The sequence below is a fragment of the Vibrio sp. 10N.222.46.A1 genome, assembly GCF_041473595.1.
Classification (GTDB): Bacteria; Pseudomonadota; Gammaproteobacteria; order Enterobacterales; family Vibrionaceae; genus Vibrio; species Vibrio tasmaniensis_A.
Map to the genome: position 1 here is coordinate 1 of NZ_JBFRSN010000241.1, position 23,634 is coordinate 23,634.

Annotated in this window: 24 protein-coding genes; 7 read left to right on the forward strand and 17 right to left on the reverse strand. The window is 45.3% G+C overall.

The window, feature by feature from the left end; all coding sequences use genetic code 11:
* Window positions 1-50: 50 nt before the first annotated feature.
* A complete protein-coding gene (locus tag AB4496_RS08110) occupies window positions 51-1,358 on the reverse strand; it encodes an anaerobic C4-dicarboxylate transporter (protein ID WP_009844713.1) in 1,308 nt (435 codons plus the stop codon).
* Between the two features lie 181 nt (window positions 1,359-1,539).
* The gene (gene aspA, locus AB4496_RS08115; RefSeq protein WP_009844714.1) at window positions 1,540-2,991 is read right to left on the reverse strand and encodes an aspartate ammonia-lyase; all 1,452 of its coding nucleotides are present in this window, start codon (window positions 2,989-2,991) and stop codon (window positions 1,540-1,542) included.
* Between the two features lie 284 nt (window positions 2,992-3,275).
* Between aspA and AB4496_RS08120 the strand changes: the two genes are divergently transcribed.
* On the forward strand, window positions 3,276-3,800 hold the full coding sequence (locus AB4496_RS08120) for an FxsA family protein (RefSeq protein WP_009844715.1): 525 nt from the start codon (window positions 3,276-3,278) through the stop codon (window positions 3,798-3,800).
* Between the two features lie 136 nt (window positions 3,801-3,936).
* Here AB4496_RS08120 and trmL read toward each other — a convergent pair whose 3' ends face one another.
* The 4 genes from trmL to AB4496_RS08140 form a co-directional block, all read right to left on the reverse strand.
* Window positions 3,937-4,416 carry a tRNA (uridine(34)/cytosine(34)/5-carboxymethylaminomethyluridine(34)-2'-O)-methyltransferase TrmL gene (trmL, locus tag AB4496_RS08125; RefSeq protein ID WP_009844716.1) on the reverse strand — a complete coding sequence of 160 codons (480 nt, stop codon included), beginning with the start codon at window positions 4,414-4,416 and terminating at the stop codon, window positions 3,937-3,939.
* A gap of 77 nt (window positions 4,417-4,493) precedes the next feature.
* Window positions 4,494-5,111, reverse strand: a complete 618-nt coding sequence (locus AB4496_RS08130; protein WP_012604973.1) for a superoxide dismutase — start codon at window positions 5,109-5,111, stop codon at window positions 4,494-4,496.
* Window positions 5,112-5,187: 76 nt separating this feature from the next.
* The gene (gene cpxA, locus AB4496_RS08135; protein ID WP_012604972.1) at window positions 5,188-6,567 is read right to left on the reverse strand and encodes an envelope stress sensor histidine kinase CpxA; all 1,380 of its coding nucleotides are present in this window, start codon (window positions 6,565-6,567) and stop codon (window positions 5,188-5,190) included.
* Window positions 6,567-7,256: a response regulator gene (locus tag AB4496_RS08140; RefSeq protein ID WP_102258063.1), complete on the reverse strand. Its 690-nt coding sequence runs from the start codon at window positions 7,254-7,256 to the stop codon at window positions 6,567-6,569. The genes cpxA and AB4496_RS08140 overlap by 1 nt, the downstream gene beginning before the upstream one ends.
* A gap of 179 nt (window positions 7,257-7,435) precedes the next feature.
* Here AB4496_RS08140 and AB4496_RS08145 point away from each other — a divergent pair, with 179 nt between their 5' ends.
* The 3 genes from AB4496_RS08145 (at window position 7,436) to pfkA (ending at window position 10,296) form a co-directional block, all read left to right on the forward strand.
* Window positions 7,436-7,945, forward strand: coding sequence for a CpxP family protein (locus tag AB4496_RS08145; RefSeq protein ID WP_017096535.1), 510 nt, complete (start codon window positions 7,436-7,438; stop codon window positions 7,943-7,945).
* 163 nt (window positions 7,946-8,108) lie between these two features.
* Window positions 8,109-9,017, forward strand: coding sequence for a CDF family cation-efflux transporter FieF (gene fieF, locus AB4496_RS08150; protein ID WP_009848870.1), 909 nt, complete (start codon window positions 8,109-8,111; stop codon window positions 9,015-9,017).
* A 316-nt stretch (window positions 9,018-9,333) separates the two neighbouring features.
* On the forward strand, window positions 9,334-10,296 hold the full coding sequence (gene pfkA / locus AB4496_RS08155; protein ID WP_009848871.1) for a 6-phosphofructokinase: 963 nt from the start codon (window positions 9,334-9,336) through the stop codon (window positions 10,294-10,296).
* 150 nt (window positions 10,297-10,446) lie between these two features.
* On the opposite strand, the gene tpiA is transcribed toward pfkA, so the two are convergent.
* Window positions 10,447-11,217: a triose-phosphate isomerase gene (tpiA, locus tag AB4496_RS08160; RefSeq protein ID WP_012604968.1), complete on the reverse strand. Its 771-nt coding sequence runs from the start codon at window positions 11,215-11,217 to the stop codon at window positions 10,447-10,449.
* Window positions 11,218-11,466: 249 nt separating this feature from the next.
* Between tpiA and AB4496_RS08165 the strand changes: the two genes are divergently transcribed.
* Complete coding sequence (locus AB4496_RS08165; protein WP_004729703.1) at window positions 11,467-11,814, forward strand: 5-carboxymethyl-2-hydroxymuconate Delta-isomerase; 348 nt, start codon at window positions 11,467-11,469, stop codon at window positions 11,812-11,814.
* A gap of 86 nt (window positions 11,815-11,900) precedes the next feature.
* Complete coding sequence (locus tag AB4496_RS08170; protein ID WP_009848873.1) at window positions 11,901-12,323, forward strand: DUF805 domain-containing protein; 423 nt, start codon at window positions 11,901-11,903, stop codon at window positions 12,321-12,323.
* A gap of 69 nt (window positions 12,324-12,392) precedes the next feature.
* Here the strand turns inward: AB4496_RS08170 and AB4496_RS08175 are convergent, their stop codons facing one another.
* The 3 genes from AB4496_RS08175 to glpX form a co-directional block, all read right to left on the reverse strand.
* The gene (locus AB4496_RS08175) at window positions 12,393-12,740 is read right to left on the reverse strand and encodes a DUF3135 domain-containing protein (protein WP_009848874.1); all 348 of its coding nucleotides are present in this window, start codon (window positions 12,738-12,740) and stop codon (window positions 12,393-12,395) included.
* Window positions 12,741-12,876: 136 nt separating this feature from the next.
* A complete protein-coding gene (locus AB4496_RS08180; RefSeq protein WP_009848875.1) occupies window positions 12,877-13,503 on the reverse strand; it encodes a metalloregulator ArsR/SmtB family transcription factor in 627 nt (208 codons plus the stop codon).
* 200 nt (window positions 13,504-13,703) lie between these two features.
* The gene (gene glpX, locus AB4496_RS08185) at window positions 13,704-14,711 is read right to left on the reverse strand and encodes a class II fructose-bisphosphatase (protein ID WP_009848876.1); all 1,008 of its coding nucleotides are present in this window, start codon (window positions 14,709-14,711) and stop codon (window positions 13,704-13,706) included.
* Window positions 14,712-15,035: 324 nt separating this feature from the next.
* Here glpX and zapB point away from each other — a divergent pair, with 324 nt between their 5' ends.
* A complete protein-coding gene (gene zapB / locus AB4496_RS08190) occupies window positions 15,036-15,278 on the forward strand; it encodes a cell division protein ZapB (RefSeq protein ID WP_009848877.1) in 243 nt (80 codons plus the stop codon).
* Between the two features lie 109 nt (window positions 15,279-15,387).
* On the opposite strand, the gene rraA is transcribed toward zapB, so the two are convergent.
* From rraA to priA, 7 genes are all read right to left on the reverse strand, one after another.
* Window positions 15,388-15,906: a ribonuclease E activity regulator RraA gene (gene rraA / locus AB4496_RS08195; protein ID WP_009848878.1), complete on the reverse strand. Its 519-nt coding sequence runs from the start codon at window positions 15,904-15,906 to the stop codon at window positions 15,388-15,390.
* A 73-nt stretch (window positions 15,907-15,979) separates the two neighbouring features.
* Window positions 15,980-16,897 (reverse strand): 1,4-dihydroxy-2-naphthoate polyprenyltransferase, encoded by a 918-nt coding sequence (locus AB4496_RS08200; RefSeq protein WP_009848879.1) that lies wholly within the window; start codon window positions 16,895-16,897, stop codon window positions 15,980-15,982.
* 155 nt (window positions 16,898-17,052) lie between these two features.
* Window positions 17,053-18,393 (reverse strand): HslU--HslV peptidase ATPase subunit, encoded by a 1,341-nt coding sequence (gene hslU, locus AB4496_RS08205; RefSeq protein WP_009848880.1) that lies wholly within the window; start codon window positions 18,391-18,393, stop codon window positions 17,053-17,055.
* A 58-nt stretch (window positions 18,394-18,451) separates the two neighbouring features.
* Entirely contained in the window at window positions 18,452-19,000 is a 549-nt protein-coding gene (hslV, locus tag AB4496_RS08210) for an ATP-dependent protease subunit HslV (protein ID WP_004729692.1), read from the reverse strand.
* Between the two features lie 214 nt (window positions 19,001-19,214).
* On the reverse strand, window positions 19,215-19,754 hold the full coding sequence (locus AB4496_RS08215) for an SPOR domain-containing protein (protein WP_009848881.1): 540 nt from the start codon (window positions 19,752-19,754) through the stop codon (window positions 19,215-19,217).
* 122 nt (window positions 19,755-19,876) lie between these two features.
* Entirely contained in the window at window positions 19,877-20,881 is a 1,005-nt protein-coding gene (gene cytR, locus AB4496_RS08220) for a DNA-binding transcriptional regulator CytR (RefSeq protein WP_009848882.1), read from the reverse strand.
* Between the two features lie 240 nt (window positions 20,882-21,121).
* On the reverse strand, window positions 21,122-23,323 hold the full coding sequence (priA, locus tag AB4496_RS08225; RefSeq protein ID WP_009848883.1) for a primosomal protein N': 2,202 nt from the start codon (window positions 23,321-23,323) through the stop codon (window positions 21,122-21,124).
* Between the last annotated feature and the right edge of the window lie 311 nt (window positions 23,324-23,634).

Here is a 23,634-nt window from a genome sequence, read left to right on the forward strand (position 1 = left end):
CAAAAAAGGAAGCCGAAGCTTCCTTTTCTAGTTTAGAACATTAGCGATTACTAGATGAATAGGCCGCCAAATGCGAAGCCGAGTGCAACCGCTGTACTGATTGTTACCACACCAGGAATGAAGAATGGGTGATTAAATACGTACTTACCAATACGCGTTGAGCCTGTGTCATCCATCTCAACCGCTGCCAGCAGCGTAGGGTAAGTTGGAAGTACGAACAGTGCACTTACTGCAGCAAAAGAAGCCACGGCTGTTAGTGGTGCTACGCCAATCGCTAGAGCTGCTGGCATCAGTGCAACTGTTGTTGCGCCTTGAGAGTAAAGCAGCATAGAAGCGAAGAACAAAACAAGAGCCAGCATCCATGGGTAGTCAGCCAGTAGAGCACCTGCTACGTCTTTGATCTCAGCAACGTGTGCGTTTACAAACGTTGAACCTAACCAAGCTACACCAAGTACACAAACACACGCTGTCATACCAGAGCGGAATGTTGGCGCTGAAGAAATCTTCGCAGCATCAATCTTAGTGAACATCACGATAGCCGCTGCTGCTGCTAGCATCACAGACATGATCGCTTCGTTACGACCAAGCGCTGGGTTTTCAATTAGGCCAACAGAGCTAGAGATAGCCGCTGCGTAGCAAACCACGAAACCAATCGCTGCTAGGAAGATGTACGTTGCTCTCTTCGCTGTTGGTAGAATTTCACGTTTCTCTTCTGTCGCCAGTTTGATTAGGCCTTTCTCTAGACGTTCTTGGTAAACAGGATCGTCTTTCAGTTCGCTACCCATGTAGTTAGCAACAACCGCACCAACCATACAAGCGATGAAGGTTGTTGGGATACAAACCATCAATAGCGTTAGGTAATCAACACCAAAGGGTGCCAGCATTGCTGCGAAAGCGACAACGGCAGCCGAGATTGGCGAAGCTGTGATAGCAATTTGAGAGGCGACAACTGCGATAGACAGTGGACGAGAAGGACGAACACCTTGGCCTTTCGCTACTTCTGCTATTACAGGAAGCGTAGAGAATGCTGTGTGACCAGTACCGGCCATTAGTGTCATTACAAAGGTCACAATCGGCGCGTAAAAGGTGATGCGTTCAGGGTGTTTACGCAAAAAGTTTTCTGCAATTTGTACCAACCAGTCCATACCGCCCGCAACCTGCATAGCAGCAATTGCGGTGATAACCGACATGATGATCAAGATTACGTCGATCGGGATGAAAGACTGGCTTGTTGGAACGCCAAGAATCAGTGAAAGGGCAATAACACCAGCACCACCGGCAAAACCAATACCGATACCGCCAATTCTGGCCCCCAAAAAGATAAAGAGCAGGACGACAAATAGTTCTACTGCAATCATAAGTAACACCTCATTTTAGATTTTATTATGTGAACATTCGCCGCTGGAATGTTCACATAATAGTTCTATGGTTTAGATTCTATTTCGCAAAAGTGCAACCAATAGAAACCCACAAAATTAACATGGTTAACCGTATTGGAGCCTAAAAAAGGGCTCCGTTTGGAGCCCTTTTTCGCTAACGTTATTCGTAGCGTTTTGCTTTATACTGAGGATGCATCAAATTTTCAACAGAGAAAATGTCATCAAGTTCTTCTTCGGTTAATAACCCGCGTTCTAGAACTACATCACGAACGCTTTTACCTGTTTCAGCACAGATCTTACCAACAACATCACCCTCGTGGTGGCCAATGTATGGGTTTAGGTAAGTGACGATACCGATAGAGTTAAATACGTGAGATTCACACACTTCTTTATTCACAGTAATGCCGTCTACACACTTGTCGCGTAGGTTCACACATGCGTTTGTTAGAATGTCTAGAGACTCAAACATGCTTTGTGCGATAACAGGTTCCATTACGTTCAGTTGAAGCTGACCGCCTTCTGCTGCGAAAGAAACCGTGTTGTCGTTACCTAGAACTTTAAAGCAAACTTGGTTTACAACTTCAGGCACAACTGGGTTTACTTTAGCTGGCATGATTGAAGAGCCAGCTTGCAGTTCAGGTAGGTTTAGTTCGTTAAAGCCAGTGCGTGGGCCTGAAGAAAGAAGACGTAAGTCGTTACAAATCTTAGACAGTTTAACCGCTAGGCGCTTAAGTGCACCGTGCGTCATTACGTATGCGCCACAGTCAGATGTTGCTTCGATAAGATCTTCAGCCGCTACACACTCTAAGCCCGTTACTTCTGCTAGGTGTTTCACTGCTAGGCCTTGGTAACCCGGTGCTGCGTTCAGACCAGTACCGATAGCCGTTGCGCCTAGGTTAACTTCAAGCAATAGCTTTGAAGTGTATTCTAGGTTTTTGATTTCTTCGTTGATGGTTACAGCCCAAGCGTGGAACTCTTGGCCAACCGTCATTGGAACAGCATCTTGAAGTTGAGTACGACCCATCTTCAGGATTGTGTTGAATTCTTGGCTCTTAAGCTCGAATGCACCTTTTAGGTATTCGATAGCGTCAATCAGTTTACGAACGCTGTTGTAAACTGAGATACGGAAACCAGTTGGGTAAGCACAGTTAGTTGATTGGCTGCGGTTTACATGGTCATTCGGGTTGATGAACTCATATTGGCCTTTTTCTTTGCCCATAAGTTCAAGTGCCACGTTTGCCACAACTTCGTTAGCATTCATGTTTACAGAAGTACCAGCACCACCTTGGAATACATCCGATGGGAACTGATCCATGCACTTACCAGTGTCTAGAATGAGGTCACAAGCTTCGATGATGTATTTAGCTACTTCGCTTGGGATTACACCTAACTCTTTGTTTGCTAAAGCCGCTGCTTTCTTTGTCATCACCATACCGCGAACGAATTCAGGTACATCTGAGATCGTTACATTTGAGATGTTGAAGTTTTCAACTGCGCGTAGAGTGTGGATGCCGTAGTAAGCATCAGCCGGAACATGACGTTGACCTAGTAGATCTTCTTCGAGACGAGTAGCTTGAGGAGCTTCAACTTGAGCTTCTGATAGATTAGCCATAACAGGATCCTTAGAGAATTATTCTGATTATATAGTTAGTTATTAGCCTATTCTGTGTGCAAATACTCCGTTCGCTAGAATATTGGGCTGATAAATCCGTCCTGACTTATGTGGCACATGATACTGTACTTAGCGCATAAAAATATTAAGTTGATCACCTTTTTCGGTTTTGTTTCGTCAATATTTTGCAAAGTTATTCTCGGTCAATAAACACGCTTATTTACAGGATAAATTTGAGATTGATAGGGCTTTCAGCGTAAACTGGATGTAACAAAGGAGGGCGTGTGTTTCCTATCTTATTATTACTATTTATCTTCGTACCCATCATTGAGATTGGGCTATTTATTCAAGTTGGTGGCTTCTTAGGATTGTGGCTAACTATTGCGTTGGTTTTGATTACTGCATTTGTTGGTGCATCGCTTGTTCGTAGCCAAGGCATTCAAACACTTATGTCTGTGCAAGGTCGATTACAACAAGGCGAAATGCCAGCACAACAGATTCTTGAAGGCGTGATGCTTGCGGTTGCTGGTGTATTGCTGCTGACTCCTGGCTTTATGACGGACGCACTCGGTATGTTGGTATTGCTACCAGCACCAAGAGCGATGATTGCTAAGAAAATGATGGAAAAAATGGTGGTGACCAATATGTCTGGCGGTTTCCATGCGGGTGGACAGGCTGGTTTTGGTCAGAGTCCATTTGGACAAGACCCATTCAATCGCGATCCCTCCGACCAATCAAAAGACGGCAACACCTTTGAGGGTGAATTTGAGAAGAAAGACGATGACAACGATCGTAACCGCTTAAACTAATCCGTTTTTTCTCTTCTTTGTTTTTATCTCTTCTTTATATAGAGGGAAAAACAGAAAAGGCTCTTACCTTTATCCTTCGCAAGAAAGTGATAATGGTAAGAGCCTTTTTTATTGCTAGCAGGGGGTGAGCGTTCGGTTATACCGCGCCTTCAAAGCCCATTTGTCGCCACGCTTCGAATGCAATAATAGCAACCGCGTTAGATAGGTTGAGGCTACGCGCATCTGGCATCATTGGAATACGAATGCGTTGTTCCATTGGCATGCTTTCGATGAACTCTGCAGGCAGGCCACGTGTCTCAGGGCCAAACATCAACACATCACCTTGTTGGAATTTCGCATCCACGTGGTGACCTGTGGTCTTTGTCGTGCAAGCAAAGATGCGGAAGTCACCCTCGCGTTCATTCTCTAGATACTCAAGAAAGGCTTCTAGGTTCTTGTGACGCTTAACACGCGCTAGGTCGTGGTAATCCAAGCCAGCACGACGAACTTTCTTCTCTTCAAAATCAAAGCCAAGCGGCTCAATCAGGTGCAGGTTTGCGCCGCAGTTAGCACATAGGCGGATGATGTTACCCGTATTGGGCGCAATTTCAGGTTCGTATAGAGCGATATCAAACATGTTGGTTCACAAGAATAATCAAAGATAGCCAGAGTATACGGTGGCAAGCTGAGTGAGTACAGTTCACCACCATTGGCTTACGCTTTATTCGCGAGTGCTTGTGCGTAGTTTTCAGAAACCGCATTCCAATTCACCACGTTCCACCATGCATTGATGTAATCAGGGCGACGGTTTTGGTAGCTGATGTAGTAGGCGTGTTCCCAGACATCCAGTGCAAGAATCGGCTCACCGTTGCTGGCGATGGTATCCATCCACGGGTTGTCTTGGTTTGAGGTCGAGATGATTTTCAGTTGTCCTTCTTCTACTACCAACCAAGCAAAGCCTGAACCGAAGGTATTGATTGCCGCTTGAGCGAACTGATCTTGGAACGTCTCGAAATCTCCGAAAGTACTTTGGATCGCGTCGCCAAGTTTACCTGCTGGTTCACCCCCGCCATCTTGAGCCATGCAGTTCCAATATAAAATATGGTTGTAGTAACCGCCGCCATTGTTGCGAACGGCAGGGCTGTGCTGAGAGATGTTAGCGAAGATCTCGGTCAGAGATTGCTGCTCAAGTTCACTGCCAGAAATCGCCGCAACAAACTTATCGTAGTAGGTTCTATGGTGCTTGCTGTAGTGCACTTCCATCGTCTTAGCGTCAATGTAAGGTTCTAGGGCGTCGTAGGCGTAGGGTAGAGCAGGAAAAGAGTGTGACATGGTAAATCCTCCTTAATTAGAGGACTTACCATAATGATAATGGAAATCATTATCAACTGCGATCTTTGTAGGGGTATTACACTGGCAGGATAGGCAGGGTGATTTTGAGTTGTAATCCACCGAGCTGGCTACGGCTTGCAGTGATGGTTCCGCTGTGTTGACGAATCGCACTCTCTGTAATGGTTAGGCCAAGCCCTGTGCCGCCAGAGTTACGATCTCGTGCCGTTGAAACTCGGTAGAAAGGTCTAAAGATAGAATCCAGTTCGTCATCAGGCACACCATCGCCATTATCATTTACGCAAATCGTCAGCCGATCTTGGACAACATCGAATTGCACATCGACTTGGTCTTTACCGTAGTAGATAGCATTGCGCGTAATATTGTCCAAGGCACTCATCAGTAGCTTAGGGTTACCCGAAATAGAACGGTCTGGGATCTCTGAAAACGTCAGTAATTTACCCATCTGTTCAGCTTCAAATTCTGCATCTTTTAAAATCTCTTCCCATAAGCTCGAAATAGGCTGAACCTCACGAGTAATATGGCTGTCGACCTGCATGCGTGATAGCGTCAGTAGCTCACTGATCATTTGCTCTAATCGCTGAGCTTCCATATCAATACGTTCTAACTCTTGGCTCTCACCCTGTTTACGAATCGCAAGAGCATTGGCCATGCGAAGGCGGGTCAATGGCGATCGTAGCTCGTGTGAGATATCTGAAAGTAGGCGTTGTTGCCCCGAAATCATCTGATTAACCGCTTCGACCATCTGGTTAAAGCTCTCACCCGCTTGTCTGAATTCTGAGGTGCCTTTTTCGAGTGTGGGATCGACCTCAAACTGACCTTTCGCCACACGTTGTGCTGCGCGTTCAAGCCTACGAGCAGGTTGGCTCAATGCCCAAGCTAACCATAATAGCAGTGGGGTACTTGCTAGCATTACCGCAAGCAATAACTGTAAAGGTCTATCAAATAAGCGCAGCAAAAATGGAGGAGGTTGGTTCCATTTTACTCCGGCATACATCAGTAATTCTTCTCCAGCGAGTGTGATAGGGACTGGCCCTGCTACCATGTAATGTCCGTATAACTTTTGCTTGGGTAATTCAGGGTTATCTATCGAGGTAACAAAATTACGAATCGCTTTAAGTTTGTAATTTGAGTGTCTTTTCGATGTAAGGACCGCGCCTTCAAGGTCGGTTAGGTAAATACGAGCACGAGAATCCTTGCGGCTACGCGGTGCCTCAAGTTGGAACACTATTTTTCCCAAGTTAGATTCTTTGGCGTAGCGCTTTTCTGTGAATTTAGCGATACGTTCGAGTTTATCGAGATGATCGGCAGGCACATCGCGCGCCACTCGCGGGTCTAAATGGGGAAGTGACAGTACCGACAAAAGCACCAGTAACATGGTGAACCAAAAGATAGCAAAGATACGTCCATATAAGCTGGTGATTTTAGGGATACGCATTAATCTTCCTCTACCAATAAGTAGCCACGGCCTCGTAAGGTTTTGATGCGAGACTTACCGTCAGTACGTTCTGGAATCTTCTTGCGCAGATTAGATATATGCATGTCTATCGCGCGGTCAAACGCCGCCAGCCTTTTACCCAGAACATCCAAACTCAACGCTTCCTTGGTGATCACTTGCCCTGGGTTCTGGATTAGGTGACTCAGCAAAGCGAACTCGGTGGTGGTAAGATCGATAAGCTGGCCATTACAATAAGCTTCTTGTTTACCTGGAAATACTTCAATGTCTTGATATTGAATCTTATCACTGGCTGCTTTAGGAGCGGTGTTGATCTGCGTTCTACGTAAGATGGCACGAATACGAGCGAGCAGCTCTCGGTCACTGAAAGGCTTTGGCAAGTAATCATCTGCGCCAAGCTCAAGGCCAATAACACGGTCGATCTCTTCACCTTTAGCTGTCAGCATCAGTACTGGCGTTTCCCAATTTTCTCTTAGTTTCTTTAGCGTTTCCATACCGTTAAGGCGCGGCATCATCACGTCCAAAAGAATCAAATCTATCTCATCATTGATAGCTTCCAACCCCGCATAGCCGTCATTGGCTTCGGAAACAGTGAATCCCTCAAAGCTCAGTATGTCTTTAAGTAAGCCGGTTAGCTCGGTGTCGTCATCAATAAGAAGAATGTTCGCCATTGGGAAGCCTTAATCAGTTGTTTATAGGTTAATAATACTGCTAATTATTCGTCAACTTTCACTCTTTACGATTCTTTACGCTTTCTAAACGTCGCTTTACGAGGGAAAGACTAATCTATATCTAAGCGCTGAAAACAAACGCAACACATGACTGATTATACCGAATTGAGGCAAAAATTATGAAAATGACTAAGAAACTTGTACTAGTAGCTGCGGCACTTCCACTTATGTTAGGTACAGCAAGCGCGTTCGCATATGGCGGTGGCGATAAAGGTGACCACAAAGGCATGCACGGCAAGTGTGGCGGCTTTGACAAAAAAGTGATGCGTCAACTGGATCTGACGGATGCTCAAAAAGCAGAGCTAAAAGAGATACGTGAAGCGAACCGTGCTGAGATGAAAGCAAAACATTCAGGTAATAAAGCGGACAAGATGGCGCAGATGAAAGCGCACCACGAGAAAGTTCAAGATTTAGTTCTAGCCGATACCTTTGATGAAGCGGCGGCAAACGACCTAGCAAGCCAAATGGTAGAGAAGCAAACAGAGCGTCGTTTAACCATGCTGAAGAAGCAACATCAAATGATGAGCGTACTAACACCTGAACAGAAGACTCAACTGAAAGAAATCCAGCAAGATCGCATGGCTAAATGTGCGGACAAAATGGAAAAACGCATGAACAAAGACAAGTAATTCATGGTTTGAAAAAGCTGGATTGATTGAAAGTGTTTAGAAAGAAGCGGCCTAGTGCCGCTTTTTTTGATCTTTAAAATGAACGTATTAGATCCTAGCTGTCATATTCAATCGGTGTTTTGCGGGTTATACTTTGTGCTATCAGTCACTTTATAGCCAATTTATGAAACAAGAATACGCACGTTTAGTTACGCTCGCCGCTTGGGCTGCCACCATCATTGCCTCCATATTATTGGTTGTGAAGGTTGCAGCGTGGTGGGTGACAGGCTCAGTCAGTTTATTAGCTTCTGTTGTTGACTCACTGTTGGATATCGCCGCTTCTGTCGTCAACCTTGTGGTGGTTCGTTACTCTCTGCAGCCAGCTGATAAAGAACATACCTTTGGTCATGGCAAGGCCGAATCTCTTGCTGCATTAGCACAAGCGATGTTTATTTCTGGTTCTGCTTGTTTCCTTATTCTTAACGGTATTGAACGTTTCTTCCGACCGCATGAACTGAACTCTCCTGAAATTGGTATTTATGTCAGCTTGTTCGCAATGGTCATGACCTTCGGTTTGGTTCGATTCCAAAAGCATGTTGTGAGCAAAACGGGTAGCCAAGCAATTGCGGCTGACTCACTGCATTATCAATCTGACCTCTATATGAATGCGGCGATTATGCTGGCGCTAGCACTGAGCTGGTTTGGTATCGGTCAAGCAGACTCGGTATTCGCGATTGGTATCGGCATCTACATTCTTTACAGTGCTTACCAAATGGCGATGGAAGCGGTGCAATCTCTACTTGATCACAAGCTACCCGATGAAGAGCTCAAACAAATTAAAGAGGCATCGTTGAGTGTGGAAGGGGTACTGGGTGTACATCAACTAAGAACGCGCCGTTCTGGGCCTGTTCGTTTCATTCAATTGCATTTAGAACTCGAAGACAATATCCCACTGATTGAAGCACACCGCATTTCTGATGAAGTAGAGGACAAGCTTATTTCAGTGTTCCCTGATGCTGATGTATTAATTCATCAAGATCCATATTCGGTCGTATTTGGACCAGAGAAGCAGCAGAAATTTCACTCATGGTAATGCGTCTAAAAATCAGGCAGCAAATGGCAAGTGAATGGCTTTTGAACTAAAGTGAGTAAAAATTGCTAACTCGAAGGTGATTCAAAAATCACCTTAGTAACAATTAATGTTGATTCTGATGTGAATCAACAAAGTTATTGAGTAAAACTGTAATACTCTTACAGAAGTAGAAATGTTACATAATTTTACGTGATTTAAGTGCTATTCCTGTTGAGGAAATGTAACATAACGTACAAATATAGATTTAAAATCTTGTTGATATACAATCAGCAAGAACAAGAATTGAATAATAGATTCCCAAAAATCGAGGGTGAGCATGATTAAGAAGATCGGTGTTTTGACCAGTGGTGGTGACGCTCCAGGCATGAACGCAGCAGTTCGCGGTGTAGTTCGTACTGCGCTATCAGTTGGCATTGAAGTTTACGGCATTTACGACGGCTACCAAGGCCTTGTGGAAGACCGTATCGAAAAGCTTGACCGTTCAAGCGTATCTGACGTGATCAACCGTGGTGGTACTTTCTTAGGTTCTGCACGTTTCCCTGAGTTCAAAGACGTTGCTGTTCGTGAGAAAGGCATCGAGAACCTTAAGAAGCACGGTATCGAAGCACTTGTTGTTATCGGTGGTGACGGTTCTTACATGGGTGCTAAGAAACTGACTGAGATGGGTTACCCATGTATCGGTCTTCCAGGCACAATCGATAATGATATCGCGGGTACTGATTACACTATCGGTTACCTAACTGCGCTTAACACTGTTATCGATTCAATCGACCGTCTACGTGATACGTCTTCTTCTCACCAACGTATTTCTATTGTTGAAATCATGGGCCGTCACTGTGGTGACCTTACGCTTATGTCAGCAATCGCGGGTGGTTGTGAGTACATCATTACACCTGAGACTGGCCTAGATAAAGATCAGCTAATCAGCAATATCCAAGATGGTATTGCGAAAGGCAAGAAGCACGCAATTATCGCTCTAACTGAACTAATGATGGACGCGAACGAATTGGCTAAAGAGATTGAAACGGCAACAGGTCGTGAGACTCGCGCAACCGTTCTTGGTCACATTCAACGTGGTGGTCGTCCTACTGCATTTGACCGTGTACTGGCTTCTCGTATGGGCAACTACGCTGTTCACCTTCTTCAAGAAGGTCAAGGTGGTCGTTGTGTTGGTATCGAGAAAGAAGCTCTTGTTCACCACGATATCATCGACTGTATCGAGAACATGCAGAACCCAGACCGTTCTGAGTTGTTCCGCGTTGCAGAAGAGTTATTCTAAGCCAAGCTTAGCGTTCGCTTAAAAAATATTAAAAACCGCTGATTGTTCAGCGGTTTTTTTGTGCCTGTCGTTTGAGTTTTTACAAACGGCAGGCACAAAAAAGGCCAACCTAAGTTGACCTTTCATCTAATCTAAACGGTGAAGTTTAAATTAAGCTTTTGCTTCAGCTGCTGCTTTAGCGATAGCTGCGAAGCTTTTCGCGTCAAGTGCTGCGCCGCCAACTAGAGCACCATCGATGTCTGGTTGTGCGAAGTAAGCTGCTGCGTTTTCTGGCTTAACAGAACCGCCGTATTGGATAACAACTTTCTTAGCAACGTCTTCAGATTTCTCTGCGATGTGTGCACGGATTTGAGCGTGGATGCGTTGTGCATCTTCAGCTGTAGCTGCTTTACCAGTACCGATAGCCCAGATTGGTTCGTAAGCGATGATAGCGCCTTCAAGAGCTTCAACACCTTGAGTGTTGATAACAGCGTCAAGTTGACGAGCACATACAGCAACAGTTTCGCCTGCTTCGTTTTGTGCTTCAGATTCACCGATACAAAGAACTGGAGTTAGGCCGTTCTCTTTTAGGAATGCGAATTTCTTAGCAACGAATTCGTCAGACTCAGCGTGGTATTCACGACGCTCAGAGTGACCGATGATGATGTGAGATGCGCCGAACTCTTTAAGCATTGCTGGAGACATGTCGCCAGTGAATGCACCGCTGTTGTTTAGGTCAGAGTTTTGAGCACCTAGGATGATAGCGCTGCCCGCTTCAGTAAGCGTACGCTCAGCAAGATCAACGAAAAGTGCTGGTGGAGCAACTGCTACGTCTACGCCTGTTACGCCTTCAAGTTCAGCGTTAAGACCGTTTAGTAGATCAACAACCATTTCTTTGCTGCCGTTTAGTTTCCAGTTACCCATAACTACAGGATGACGCATAGGAATATCTCCAAAGTATTTAAATAAATCGAATGTAAAAAAGTAAACTTTATTACGAAATAATATAACAGAATAATATCAACAGATCATGACTGTGGTCATGACTTTCTTGGATCTTACTCAATGGTCAGAGTAGATTTTGAGCAAATATCAGTGATCCGGCAGACAGAATAATAGCTAACTTCTCGGATTTTTCATCGTTAGTTGCTATTAAGGGACAAACGATTGCGTTAACAATAGGAAGTAATAATGCCGAATCTAGTTCTAGAGTACTCAAATTCAGTGGATGAGCGAGTGAATATCCAAGGTTTACTGGAAGACCTTCATCAAGTTACATTAAACTGTGGTTTGTTTGATGTACCTTCTGTGAAGTCTCGTTCACTACGCTGTCATAACTGGTTGGTCGGTGATGAAGAGGACAATGTAGATTTTGTTCATATTAGCTTCGAGTTACTTTCTGGACGTACTGAAGAACAGAAAAGAGAATTGTCGCGTTTGTTAATGCAAACCTTACAAGAACAGGCAAGCCATATCCGTAGCCTAACGGTCAACATACGGGATATGGATAAAAGTTGCTTTCAGAAAGTGATTAACTAGCTAAAAATAATCAACTAACTAAAAGTGATTCACTAACTATTTGCTGCTAACTTTTTGGTAGCGTATTAATTTTTGAGTGTTTTAAGATGTCGATGAAAGATTTACTGCTCTCTTTCAAAGGGAGAATTGGTCGTAAGACTTACTGGATTTGGAATATTTTCTACTACATAGCGATTACTGGTTTTGCTTCTGGTATCTCTGTGTTGTTCCCTGCTTACTCTTACATCCTACTGCCAGTATTCCTATTGCTGCTAGTGATCCCAGATCTTGCGGTCACCGCTAAGCGCTGGCACGACCGCAATAAGTCGAATTACTGGTTACTACTAAATGTGCCCCTAGTACTGGGTCGTTTGGCTTCGCCAATGGCAGCGACTACCACTGAGCCGGTATCGCCAATCCATATGGTTGCGACCGTTGCAGCGTTAGTGTGTGGCTTATGGATTCTGATTGAGTGTGGTTTGTTGAAAGGCACAGAAGGCCGTAATGATTACGGTGAAGATCCAGTTTAAAGATTGGATGATTCATCAGTAAAAAGGGAGCATTGCGCTCCCTTTTTTCTTTTTGATACTTTTCTACTTTTAGTACATTTTGGGTTCTGTATTCGGCCTGAAAGGCACGACATTTTCAGTTTTAGGTTCTTCAAAACTACAGCGACCTTCGAGTGAATCTTGGAATTTACAGACCTGACAACGAAGCTCCTGCATGAGCACGACATTAACATGATGTGGATTTTTACAGCGACCGACCACCAAATCGATGTGACTTTGCTGAGCGCGTAGCCTGTCTTGCATAGTTTCCGAGGCCGAACAAATCATCTGCTCGCACATTTCGTGTTTGAATTGATTGAATGCTTTCGGATCGCTTTTGGCGAGTTGGACCAGTTCATCAAAGGGGGGCAGTTTTTGATTTGGCTGTGGCTGTGCCATGATTCCTTCCTTAGCATTAAGCGTGTTTCATATGCTTTAAGCTTAAGAAATAAATTTGTACAAATTTTAATCTATTCTCATTTTCTCAATATTGAGACGGAATCGGTGGGTTGGGACTAGCCCTTAGCACTTGGTATTACGATAAAGGCGTGGGCGTTAAGGTATAAGTACAGCGTCTCTCGCCGGCAATAATGTGTTCAGTGCGGCTTACATGACACTCATTTTTGAGCAGTTCAGTGAAAACATTGAGCTCAGATTGGCATAGGCTAGGGCAGCGAGTTGCTGCTTTACAGATGGGGCAGTGGTTCTCAATTAAGATGTAGTGCTCATCATGCTCTTGAAGTTCAGCCATGTAGCCTTCGTCTTCACGAAGCTGTGTGAGTTTTTCAAGCTTACTCATGAGCGAATCACAGCCAGACAGTGCAGATTGATACTGCTTCAGAGTGTGTTGTTCTCGCTCGGCAGCAACCTTAGCCAACCCTTCTTGACCAAATAGATTTTCTACGGCATCAATTACTTGAATAGTGAGTTCACCGTGTCGGTCTGAAAATTGGCTATGGCCTTGTTGAGTCAGGGACCAGTGGCGAGTCGGGCGACCCACTTTTACTTTCACATCATGAAACGCAAGAATACCGTCATCTTCCAGACTTTGCAGATGTTGCCTTGCACCCATTGTCGTCATGCCAAACTCTTCTGACAGTTGTTTCGCGGTTACCGCGCCTTGACGCTTAATGGTCTGTAAGATTTTGTCGCTTGTTTTCATACTATCCCTACCTCATCAACCTTACTATTATGAGGCAAGGTGTTTATAAAGCAAACCATTTACTATATTGATGGGGATTTACTATATAGACAGCGTTTTACTCTAGCGACAGCAAATGGTGAGATTCTGGTGCACTAATAAAACAAAAGGCTGATACTTGGTATCAGCCTTGGAACGTTTCTGTTAGAGCTAGTTTAGGTCTACAGGATGTGACCGATTACTTCTGGGTCTTTACGCTCTAGGTAGTGGATAGATTTGATGCGGCGAATCGTACGACAGCGACCACGGATAAGCAGAGTTTCTGTGGTTGCGATATTGCCTGTGCGAGTGATGCCCTCTAGAAGATCACCCTTAGTAATACCTGTTGCCGAGAATACAACATTATCGCTGCGTGCCATGTCTTCCATTTTCAAGACGATGCCTGCCGTTACGCCCATTTCTGCACAACGCTCTAGTTCAAGCTCACCGTGCTTGCGGTTCTCTTCTGTATCGCCTTTTACTTCATGACGAGGAAGAAGACGAGCGTGCATGTCACCGTCGAGTGCGCGAATAACAGCAGCAGAAACGACACCTTCAGGCGCGCCGCCGATGCAGTACATTACGTCTACTTCGCTGTCTGGCATACACGTTAGGATAGAAGCAGCAACATCACCGTCTGGTACAGCAAATACACGAACGCCCATGGCTTGCATGTCGGCAATGACTTGATCGTGACGAGGCTTAGCCAGTGTGGTTACTACTAGCGTATCGAGTGTTTTACCTAATGCTTTCGCGATGTTTTCTAGGTTTTCTGTTAGTGGCAGCTCTAGGTCAATTACGCCTTTAGCGCCAGGGCCAACAACCAATTTTTCCATGTACATGTCAGGCGCTTTAAGGAAGCTGCCTTTTTCGCCTGCAGCCAATACCGCCAATGCATTTGATTGACCCATAGCTGTCATGCGAGTCCCTTCAATTGGGTCTACGGCGATATCGACAGCATCGCCGCCCACACCGACGTTTTCACCGATATATAGCATAGGTGCATCATCGATTTCACCTTCGCCGATAACAATCTCACCGCTAATTTCGGTTTTGTTTAGTAGGCTACGCATTACTTCTACAGCAGCGCCATCTGCAGCGTTTTTATCGCCACGACCAAGCCACTTGTAACCAGCTAGTGCTGCACCTTCTGTGACACGAGAGAATGACATTGCTAAATCGCGTTTCATGCGGACTCCAAAATTATCAAAGGGGGAATAGAAATTTCGCGGCGAATTTTACCATATCCCAAAGGAAACGTTTGCTTTTTTGTTTTTTGGAGATTGCTCTCGATCAATTCGCAGTGGAAAACAGTTATTATTCATCAAAATAATCGGTTTGCCCTTGTGGCGGTAATCACTCACGTCAATATTCGGTAAAAAGCGCTGTTTTTTTCATCGAATGGCGCAAAATATCGAATATATTGAGTGTTTATCCTTGCTCTGCTGAGTAGAATGGGGAAATAAGTGGAGTGAACCTTCACCATCAAACGGATAACTTAAAGGTAGGCCAGAATGTCTTTTGAAGTACTAGAGCAGCTAGAAGCAAAAATTCAAACAGCAGTAGATACAATTGCACTTCTTCAAATGGAAGTGGAAGAGCTTAAAGAAGAGAAACAAGCACTAGCAACAGAAGCTGGTGAGCTTAAAGCAAGCCGTCACGAGCTAGAGCAAAAAACTCAGCAAATGCAGGAAGAGCATTCAGCATGGCAAGATCGCATCCGTAACCTTCTTGGTAAAATGGATGACGTAGAGTAATCGACTCTTCAGATTTAAAAAAACGCCCGCTACTCAGTAGCGGGCGTTTTCGTTTGTATTCTTATGCTTTGTGTTCTTTGGCTTGTTTTATTATTTGAAGCTGAGTGAGTTACTCGGCCTCTTCTTCTTCAACATCCAGATCGAGTTCTACATCCAAAGGCTCTGCCGAAAGAATAATGCCAGTGTTGTCTGCATAGAGGTAATCTTCAGGTAAGAAGGTCACGCTGCCAAAGTTCACAGGTACATCCAATTCGCCGACACCTTCTTGGCTTGCACCCACAGGAATAGAGGCTAAAGCCTGAATACCAAGATTCATGTCTTCTAACTCATCGACTTCGCGTACGCAGCCGTAAACCACAATACCTTCCCACTCATTGTCTTCAGCAAGTAGGGCAATCTCAGCATCGATCAGCGCTTTACGCAGTGAGCCGCCACCATCGATTAACAACACACGCCCCAAACCATCTTGTTCTAATACGGAGCGAATTAAAGCATTGTCTTCAAAACACTTTAATGTCGTGATCTGTCCTGCGAAGGATGCACGTCCACCGAAGTTGCTGAACATTGGCTCCACGACATCAACTTGATCCAAATATATGTCGCACAGTGCTGAAGTGTTGTATTCCATTAGTATACCTTTTGAACAATGAGCTTACTTTGAGTATATCGGTGCTTGATCCCTTTGCAATGATTAGTCTTATTTAACTCAATAGAGTTTGAGCTACGACAACCCCTGCAAACAATAGGTTAGTGACCAGTGAACATTTCACTATCACGGGCATCATTGGTGCAATCTGCGCTGGCTTTTCGGTTTCCCAAACGGCCTTACCGTGCTTATAAACAATAATAATGCTTAGTAAAAACGGCAGGCTGATCCAGACCGGTTTTTCTTGAATCAGCAGGTAGATAGCGAAAGAGGCAAGGGCGAGCCCAAGCAGTGCAAAATGATAGTGCTTGGCTTTGCGTTGCCCTAGGCGAACCGCCATGGTGCGCTTACCACATTCGCTGTCGTTTTCGATATCACGCATGTTGTTGATATTGAGTACCGCAACCGCCATCAATCCGCAGCCTAGTGCAGGCAGAAACAGGCTTGGTTCAACATGGCCAGTGTGTAAGAAATAAGTCCCTGAAACGCCTAACAAACCGAAGAAGATAAATACCGATAAGTCACCAAGGCCAATATAACCATAAGGTTTATTGCCGACGGTGTAAGCGATGGCTGCAACAATGGCTAATACGCCTAACGCAATGAAAGATAAGATACTCTCAATCGAGGTTAAGGCATGAAAGATAAGAATCAGCCCTGCGAGCATGGTAAATACGATGTTGAGGATGATCGCTTGCTTCATGGTTTTCGCGGTCACCGCGCCAGATTGCATTGCACGTGTTGGCCCTAGACGGTTTTCGTTGTCTGTGCCTTTTACCGCGTCGCCATAGTCATTGGCTAAGTTCGACAGAATCTGTAATAGAGTGGCGGTTAAAAATGCCAGCAGGGCTATTGATAAAGAAAAATGACCACCAGCGAACGCTAAACTACTTCCTGTAAGAATAGAGACAAGTGCGAGAGGCAGAGTTTTTGGGCGTGCGGCATCAAGCCAAATCAGTAGAGATTGTTTCATCGTAGGTCTAATTCTTTGTAAGTCTTCGTTTCATACTGTGATTTGAGTATACGCCCATTTTTCGGGTAATAAAAAGCCCACTCGAAAGTGGGCCTTGAATTCGCTTATTAGCTGCTATTTCTTTGAGATAGAGCAATAAGTTGGAGTTTCTTGTGCTACAGGATGAAGCGACTTAGGTCTTCGTCTTCTACGAGCTCGCCAAGCTTAGATATTACATAAGCTTCATCAATCACTAATTTGCTGCCTGCTCGGTCTGTTGCGTCGAATGAAATCTCATCCATTAGGCGCTCCATGACGGTATGTAGACGACGCGCACCGATGTTTTCAGTGGTTTCGTTCACACGCCATGCTGCGTCAGCAATTTGGTTGATGCCATCTTCAGTGAACTCAATGCCGACATCTTCTGTTTTCATCAGGGCAATGTACTGTTCTGTCAGTGATGCCTTTGGCTCAGTAAGAATACGTTTGAAATCATGTGCTGATAGTGCTTCTAGTTCGACACGGATTGGCAGACGACCTTGCAATTCAGGGATCAGATCAGATGGCTTAGCCACTTGGAATGCACCTGAAGTGATAAACAAGATGTGGTCAGTTTTAACCATACCGTGCTTAGTTGATACTGTGCTGCCTTCGATAAGAGGGAGCAGGTCACGCTGAACACCTTCACGAGATACGTCTGGGCCAGAGCTGTCGCCACGCTTACAGATTTTGTCGATCTCATCGATGAATACGATGCCGTTGTTTTCAGCGTTGAAGATCGCGCTCTCTTTTAGCTCTTCTTGGTTCACAAGCTTCGCAGCTTCTTCTTCCGTTAGTGCTTTGAATGCGTCTTTGATTTTCATCTTACGCTTTTTCTTGGTATCGCCAGCGAGGTTTTGGAACATGCCTTGTAGCTGGTTTGTCATCTCTTCCATGCCTGGAGGTGACATGATTTCAACACCCATTTGTGGCGCCGCTACATCAACTTCAATCTCTTTGTCATCTAGCTTACCTTCACGCAGTTTCTTGCGGAAAATCTGACGAGTGTTTGAAGAAGTGGTATCTTCAGTTGATTGCTCGTTCTGACCCCAAGCATCACGTGCTGGTGGTAGAAGGGCATCAAGAATGCGTTCTTCAGCTTGTTCTTCAGCGCGGTACTGTACTTTTTCCATCGCTTGTTGGTGTGTCATCTTGATGGCAACGTCCGTTAGATCACGGATGATGGTCTCAACTTCTTTACCAACGTAGCCAACTTCAGTGAACTTAGTCGCTTCTACCTTGATGAAAGGCGCGTTTGCTAGTTTAGCTAGACGGCGAGCAATTTCAGTTTTACCTACACCGGTTGGGCCGATCATCAGGATGTTTTTTGGTGATACTTCAACACGCAGACTTTCTTCAAGCTGCATACGACGCCAGCGGTTACGAAGAGCGATAGCCACTGAGCGCTTAGCGTTGTCTTGGCCAATAATGTGGCGATTGAGTTCGTGAACAATTTCGCGAGGAGTCATCTCAGACATGGTTTTTCCTTAATTCTTTAATCACTGTTGAATACAACGTTATTGATGGAAGCGGTCGTTACTCTGGTTTTGGTAGCTCAACGGTGCTTTCTAGTTCTTCAATAGTGTGGTGATGGTTGGTGAATACACAGATATCGCCCGCAATGTTCAGCGACTTTTCTGCGATTTCACGCGCATCTAAATCTGTATTTTCTAATAGTGCAGTGGCTGCTGCTTGAGCGAAGTTACCGCCCGAACCGATAGCAATCAGGTCGTTCTCTGGTTGAACTACGTCACCGTTACCTGTGATGATCAATGAAGCAGTTTCATCCGCTACTGCTAGCAGTGCTTCTAATTTACGTAGAGCACGGTCGCTACGCCAATCCTTCGCCAGCTCAACGGCAGCTTTGGTTAGGTGGCCTTGGTGCATTTGCAGCTTGCTTTCAAATTTTTCGAATAGCGTGAAAGCATCTGCCGTACCGCCAGCAAAACCGGCCAGTACTTTGTTGTTGTATAGGCGACGTACTTTACGGGCATTGCCCTTCATTACGGTGTTGCCTAGAGATACTTGTCCATCACCCGCGATGACGACTTTATTATTACGACGTACAGATACAATGGTAGTCACGAGTAGGGCCTCTTAATATTTCTTATCTTTGGGTATAAAAAGTATATGAGGATGGTGCTCGGATAATTCAAGGAAGGTCGAGTGATGTCGCGCAACTTATCGGCGGAAGTTGTAAGGAAATTTGGCTAAAGGGTGTAGATAAAAGAAAACCTCCACAATGGGAGGCTTTCGGTGTTTGGTTTTTCTGCTTCTGCTTCTGCGGCTAAATCTATAACTACTCGGTGTCTTTCCAAATAGCACAAGGTTCGATTTTCGCTCGCTGCAGCTTATGGCGATCTCGCTCTGCATCACGCTTCAATTTATATGGCCCTAGAACCACACGGTACCAGCTACTTCCATCTTTTTTACGGATTGAACTTGAGATACCTTGGAAAGCAATATCCAACTTACGTGCTTCAGCTTGGCTTGAGGTTTTGTACGCGCCACATTGCATGATGTAAGGGATCTTCGAGATCTGTTGCTCTTTGGCTTTTACTTCAATCTCACGACTTGGCAAGGTTTCAACGTAATCCCACTTCTCCTCTGGAGGGGGCGGAATTACTTTTGCTGGTTTCGGCTTAGGCTTTGGTTTGGTTACCACTGGAGTCGGTGCTGGCGGCTCAGGATCATTACTCAATAGGTAAAGGCCGTAACCAAAACCACCGGCAAGGAGGATCGCCAAAAGACCACTACGCCATGGTTTACGGCGAGGGGCTTGTTTCTTGGTCGGTTTTTTCGTGCCACGACCGCGCTTTACATAATCTCTATTAGCCACAAGACAATTCAATAGTTGCTGATTCTGCTCTCATGGTAATCCAGATTGAGCGAGGATAACAGTGCAGAAATGGAAGCGGCACATCAAAATGTGCCGCAGAATTATAAGGATATTTCTTCAGATTAGATTCGAGGCGGCGCTGTACTACCTCGAACGACTAATTTGGCTTCAAGCAGGCGCGACCCCGCTTGCACATCGTTGCCTTTAAGTACGTCGAGCATCATCAACATTGCTTGGCGTCCAATCTCATAACGAGGCTGAGAAATAGTGGTTAGCGGTGGATCGCAGTATTGAGCGAATTGGATGTCATCAAAGCCGACAATCGATAGGTCTTGAGGAACGCGTAAGCCTAATTTTTTCGCTTCTTGAATCGCGCCGATGGCCATCGCATCGTTATGACAGAAGATCGCTGTAGGTTGTTCAGGAAGAGCGAGTAATTGACGAACAGCTTGAGCGCCCGCTTCAAAGGTAAAGTCACCGACAGTGCTGTAGGCAGGATTCATTGATACTCCTGCACGACGTAGCGCTTGTTGGTAACCTTGTTGGCGGAATTTACACAGCGTTGCCGATATGGGCCCTGAGATTTGAGCGATACGTTTATGGCCTAACTGAGCTAGGTAGTTCACCGCTTCAAATGCTGAGGTCAGGTTATCGATGTGTACGGTAGGGAGTTCAAGCTCAGGGGCAAACTCACACGCCATCACCATCGGCGGTAAATTTTTTTGTTCAGGCTTACTGACATCAAACGGGTGGTCGGTGCCAAGTAGTAGCATGCCGTCAGCTTGTTTGGTGAATACTAAGTTAACAAATGAAGACTCACGCTTCTTCTGTTGGCCGCTATCACCCAGTAAAACGAGGTAGTCATTTTCTACTGCGGCATCTTCGATACCACGAATGATCTCTGCGAAATACGGGTCACAGATATCAGGAACAATAGTGATGATGGTTTTTGATTCGTTGCGACGTAAGTTTCTAGCTAATGTATTGGGTGAGTATCCAGCTTCAAGTACTGCTGTCTCAACTCGCTTACGAGTAGAAACCGAGACTTTTTCAGGGTTCATCAATGCACGTGATACCGTGGCTGTTGAAACGCCTGCTAGCTGGGCAACATCCTTCATTGTCGCCATAAATTAAACCCTCTTTTTAATTCCTTTGCTGCCTAAGTATCTAAGGCATGAATAATAAATGTAATCGAATAGATATTGTGAAAGTGTTGCTAACACTTTTTTTATTGCAATATTTTATTCGTTTCACCCATGTAAAGTTACGGCTAGATTAACAAAAATCACATGACTAGTGTGAAGTTGCTCACGAGAAATATGAAATATTTGTGAACAAACTTATCATTAGTTTTAACCCAAGTGGGTTTAGCTCAGATCTTGCGGCTCAATATCGAGTGACCAACGGACTTTTTTCGCAGCGGGTAACATATTGATTGCTGGCTTGGCGCTCATTAATAGCTTTTGCATCAACGAGCGAGTCTGTGTTTGTAAAATAAGCTGCCAGCGCGATTTACCTGCTCGTTTGGCTAGTGGTGCAGGGGTTGGTCCTAGCACCATGCAATATTGGTCAAATAACGGATGCGATTCCAATGTGTGGCGCACTTGACGCAAAAACTCTTCCACTAAGCGAGTGTCATTGGCTTCCGCTCTAAACAAAGTCATGAAGGTATAAGGTGGCAACATCGCTTGTTTACGCTCTGCCAATGCAGTTTGAGCAAAGTGGTTGTAGTTTTTGTGCAGTAATGCCTGTAATAAGCCGTGTTCTGGATGGTGAGTTTGTAAGATAACTTCCCCCGGCTTACTGGCTCGTCCTGCTCGACCGGCGACTTGAGTAAACAATTGAGCCAATCGCTCAGAGGCGCGAAAGTCACTGCTATATAAAGAGGCATCAACGTCCAGCAATGCCACAAGTGTGACATCTGGGAAGTGATGCCCTTTAGCAAGCATCTGTGTACCAATCAGAATTTGGTATTCACCTTTACGAATCGATTCTAACGCGCTTTCTAAACTGCCTTTTCGGCGAGTGCTGTCTCGGTCAATGCGAATGGTTTTGTATTCAGGGAATAGTTGACCAAGTTGTGTTTCAAGTTGCTCGGTGCCGACACCTACAGTCACTAAATTAGCCGAACCACAGCCTTGGCAATTGTGCACGATATGCTGCTGCGATCCACAATGGTGGCAGCGCATCTCATTGCTGTATTGATGATAGGTGTAGTAGGCATCACAACGCTTACATTCCGCTGTCCAACCACAATCGTGACACATTAATGCGGGAGAAAACCCACGACGATTGAGGAACAACATCACTTGGTTGCCTGCTTTGAGGTGTCTTTGCATTTCAGCAATCAACGACGCAGACAAGCCACTTTCTAGATATTCCCCCTTAACGTCCAACACTTTATTGGTGGTCGGCAGCGCGACACCTGCGCGTGAGGTCAGGGTGAGGTAACTGTATTTACCGATCTGAGCGTTGTGCAGCGTTTCAAAGGCCGGAGTCGCCGAGCCTAGCACAACCGGAATCTGCGCTTTATGAGCACGCATGATGGCAACATCACGAGCGTGGTAGCGTAGGCTATCTTGCTGCTTGTAAGAGGCGTCGTGCTCTTCATCGACAATGATAATGCCCAGATCCGCGAACGGTGTGAACAGAGCTGAACGAGTACCGATCACAATGCCCGCTATTTTATCACGCGCCGACAACCAAGCATTTAGTCGCTCAGAATCGTTTAAACCAGAATGGATAACCTCAACTGGAACATTAAAGCGTCGCTTAAAGCGGTTAATCGTTTGAGGGGTTAGACCGATCTCGGGCACTAACACTAACGCTTGTTTACCTTGGTCGAGAATCGGCTTGATCATATTCAGGTAGACTTCGGTCTTACCTGAGCCAGTTACACCCTCTAGCAAGAAGCAACCGAAGTCGGTTTGACTATTTACTGTCGCTATTGCTATAGCCTGTTCTTCACTGAGTTTTGGCTTATCTTGATCGTTTTCGAGCTCAACTGGCCACGGCTGGCGTTTCGGCTTTTTCTCTACCGATTCAACCCAGCCTTTCTCTTCCAACGTCTTAAGTACCGCGCTGCCCACTTCTTCATCGATGAATTCTTGATGGGGAACAGGGCCGTGCTCAAGCATGTGCATTACTTTGGCTTGTTTGACGGCACGACCAAAGCCTTGCATCAGTTGATCTCTACCTGATGGGGTCAGTTGCCATTCAACAAGCGTCGCGAAATCGGCCGCTTTGCCCTTTCGTAAGGCGCTTGGTAGTGCGTTGGCCAAGGTTTCACCTAGTGGATACTGATAGAACTGGCTGCACCATACCAAGAGTGAGTAGACCGATTCCGGCCAAACGGGTTGGTTGTCTAGTAAGGCTTTAATGGGCTTGAGTTTGTCTAACTCGAATTCAGATTCGTTAACCAGAGCCGTAACAATGCCTGTTAAGGTTTGTCGTCCAAAAGGCACAGAGACTCGACCGCCAATAATCGGAAATAGGTGGCTAGGAATCTTGTAATCGAACTGCTTGTCGAGTGGAACAGGCAGTGCCACACGGGCAATCATTGGACGCATAAAGGGACGGCTTTATCTGAGTTGACGAGAGCGAACAGTCTAATGGATAAGGGCGTTAAATTCGAGGAGCAGTTTAGATGACAGAGCTTACTTGAGGCTTGAATGCTACTGGAGCCAGAAAATAACGCTTAATAGAAGGTTTAAGGACAGTGTTGGTGAAAAATGTATCAAATCAGTTGATCCTACCTCACAGATTCATTACTATACTGCGCCTTAAAGGTATGGCTTTATCGCGGTTTAGTGATACAGCGGTGTCTTTATTTATTTTTTAACTACGTGTGGTGTCCGGCTTAGAATCGGATGGCGACACG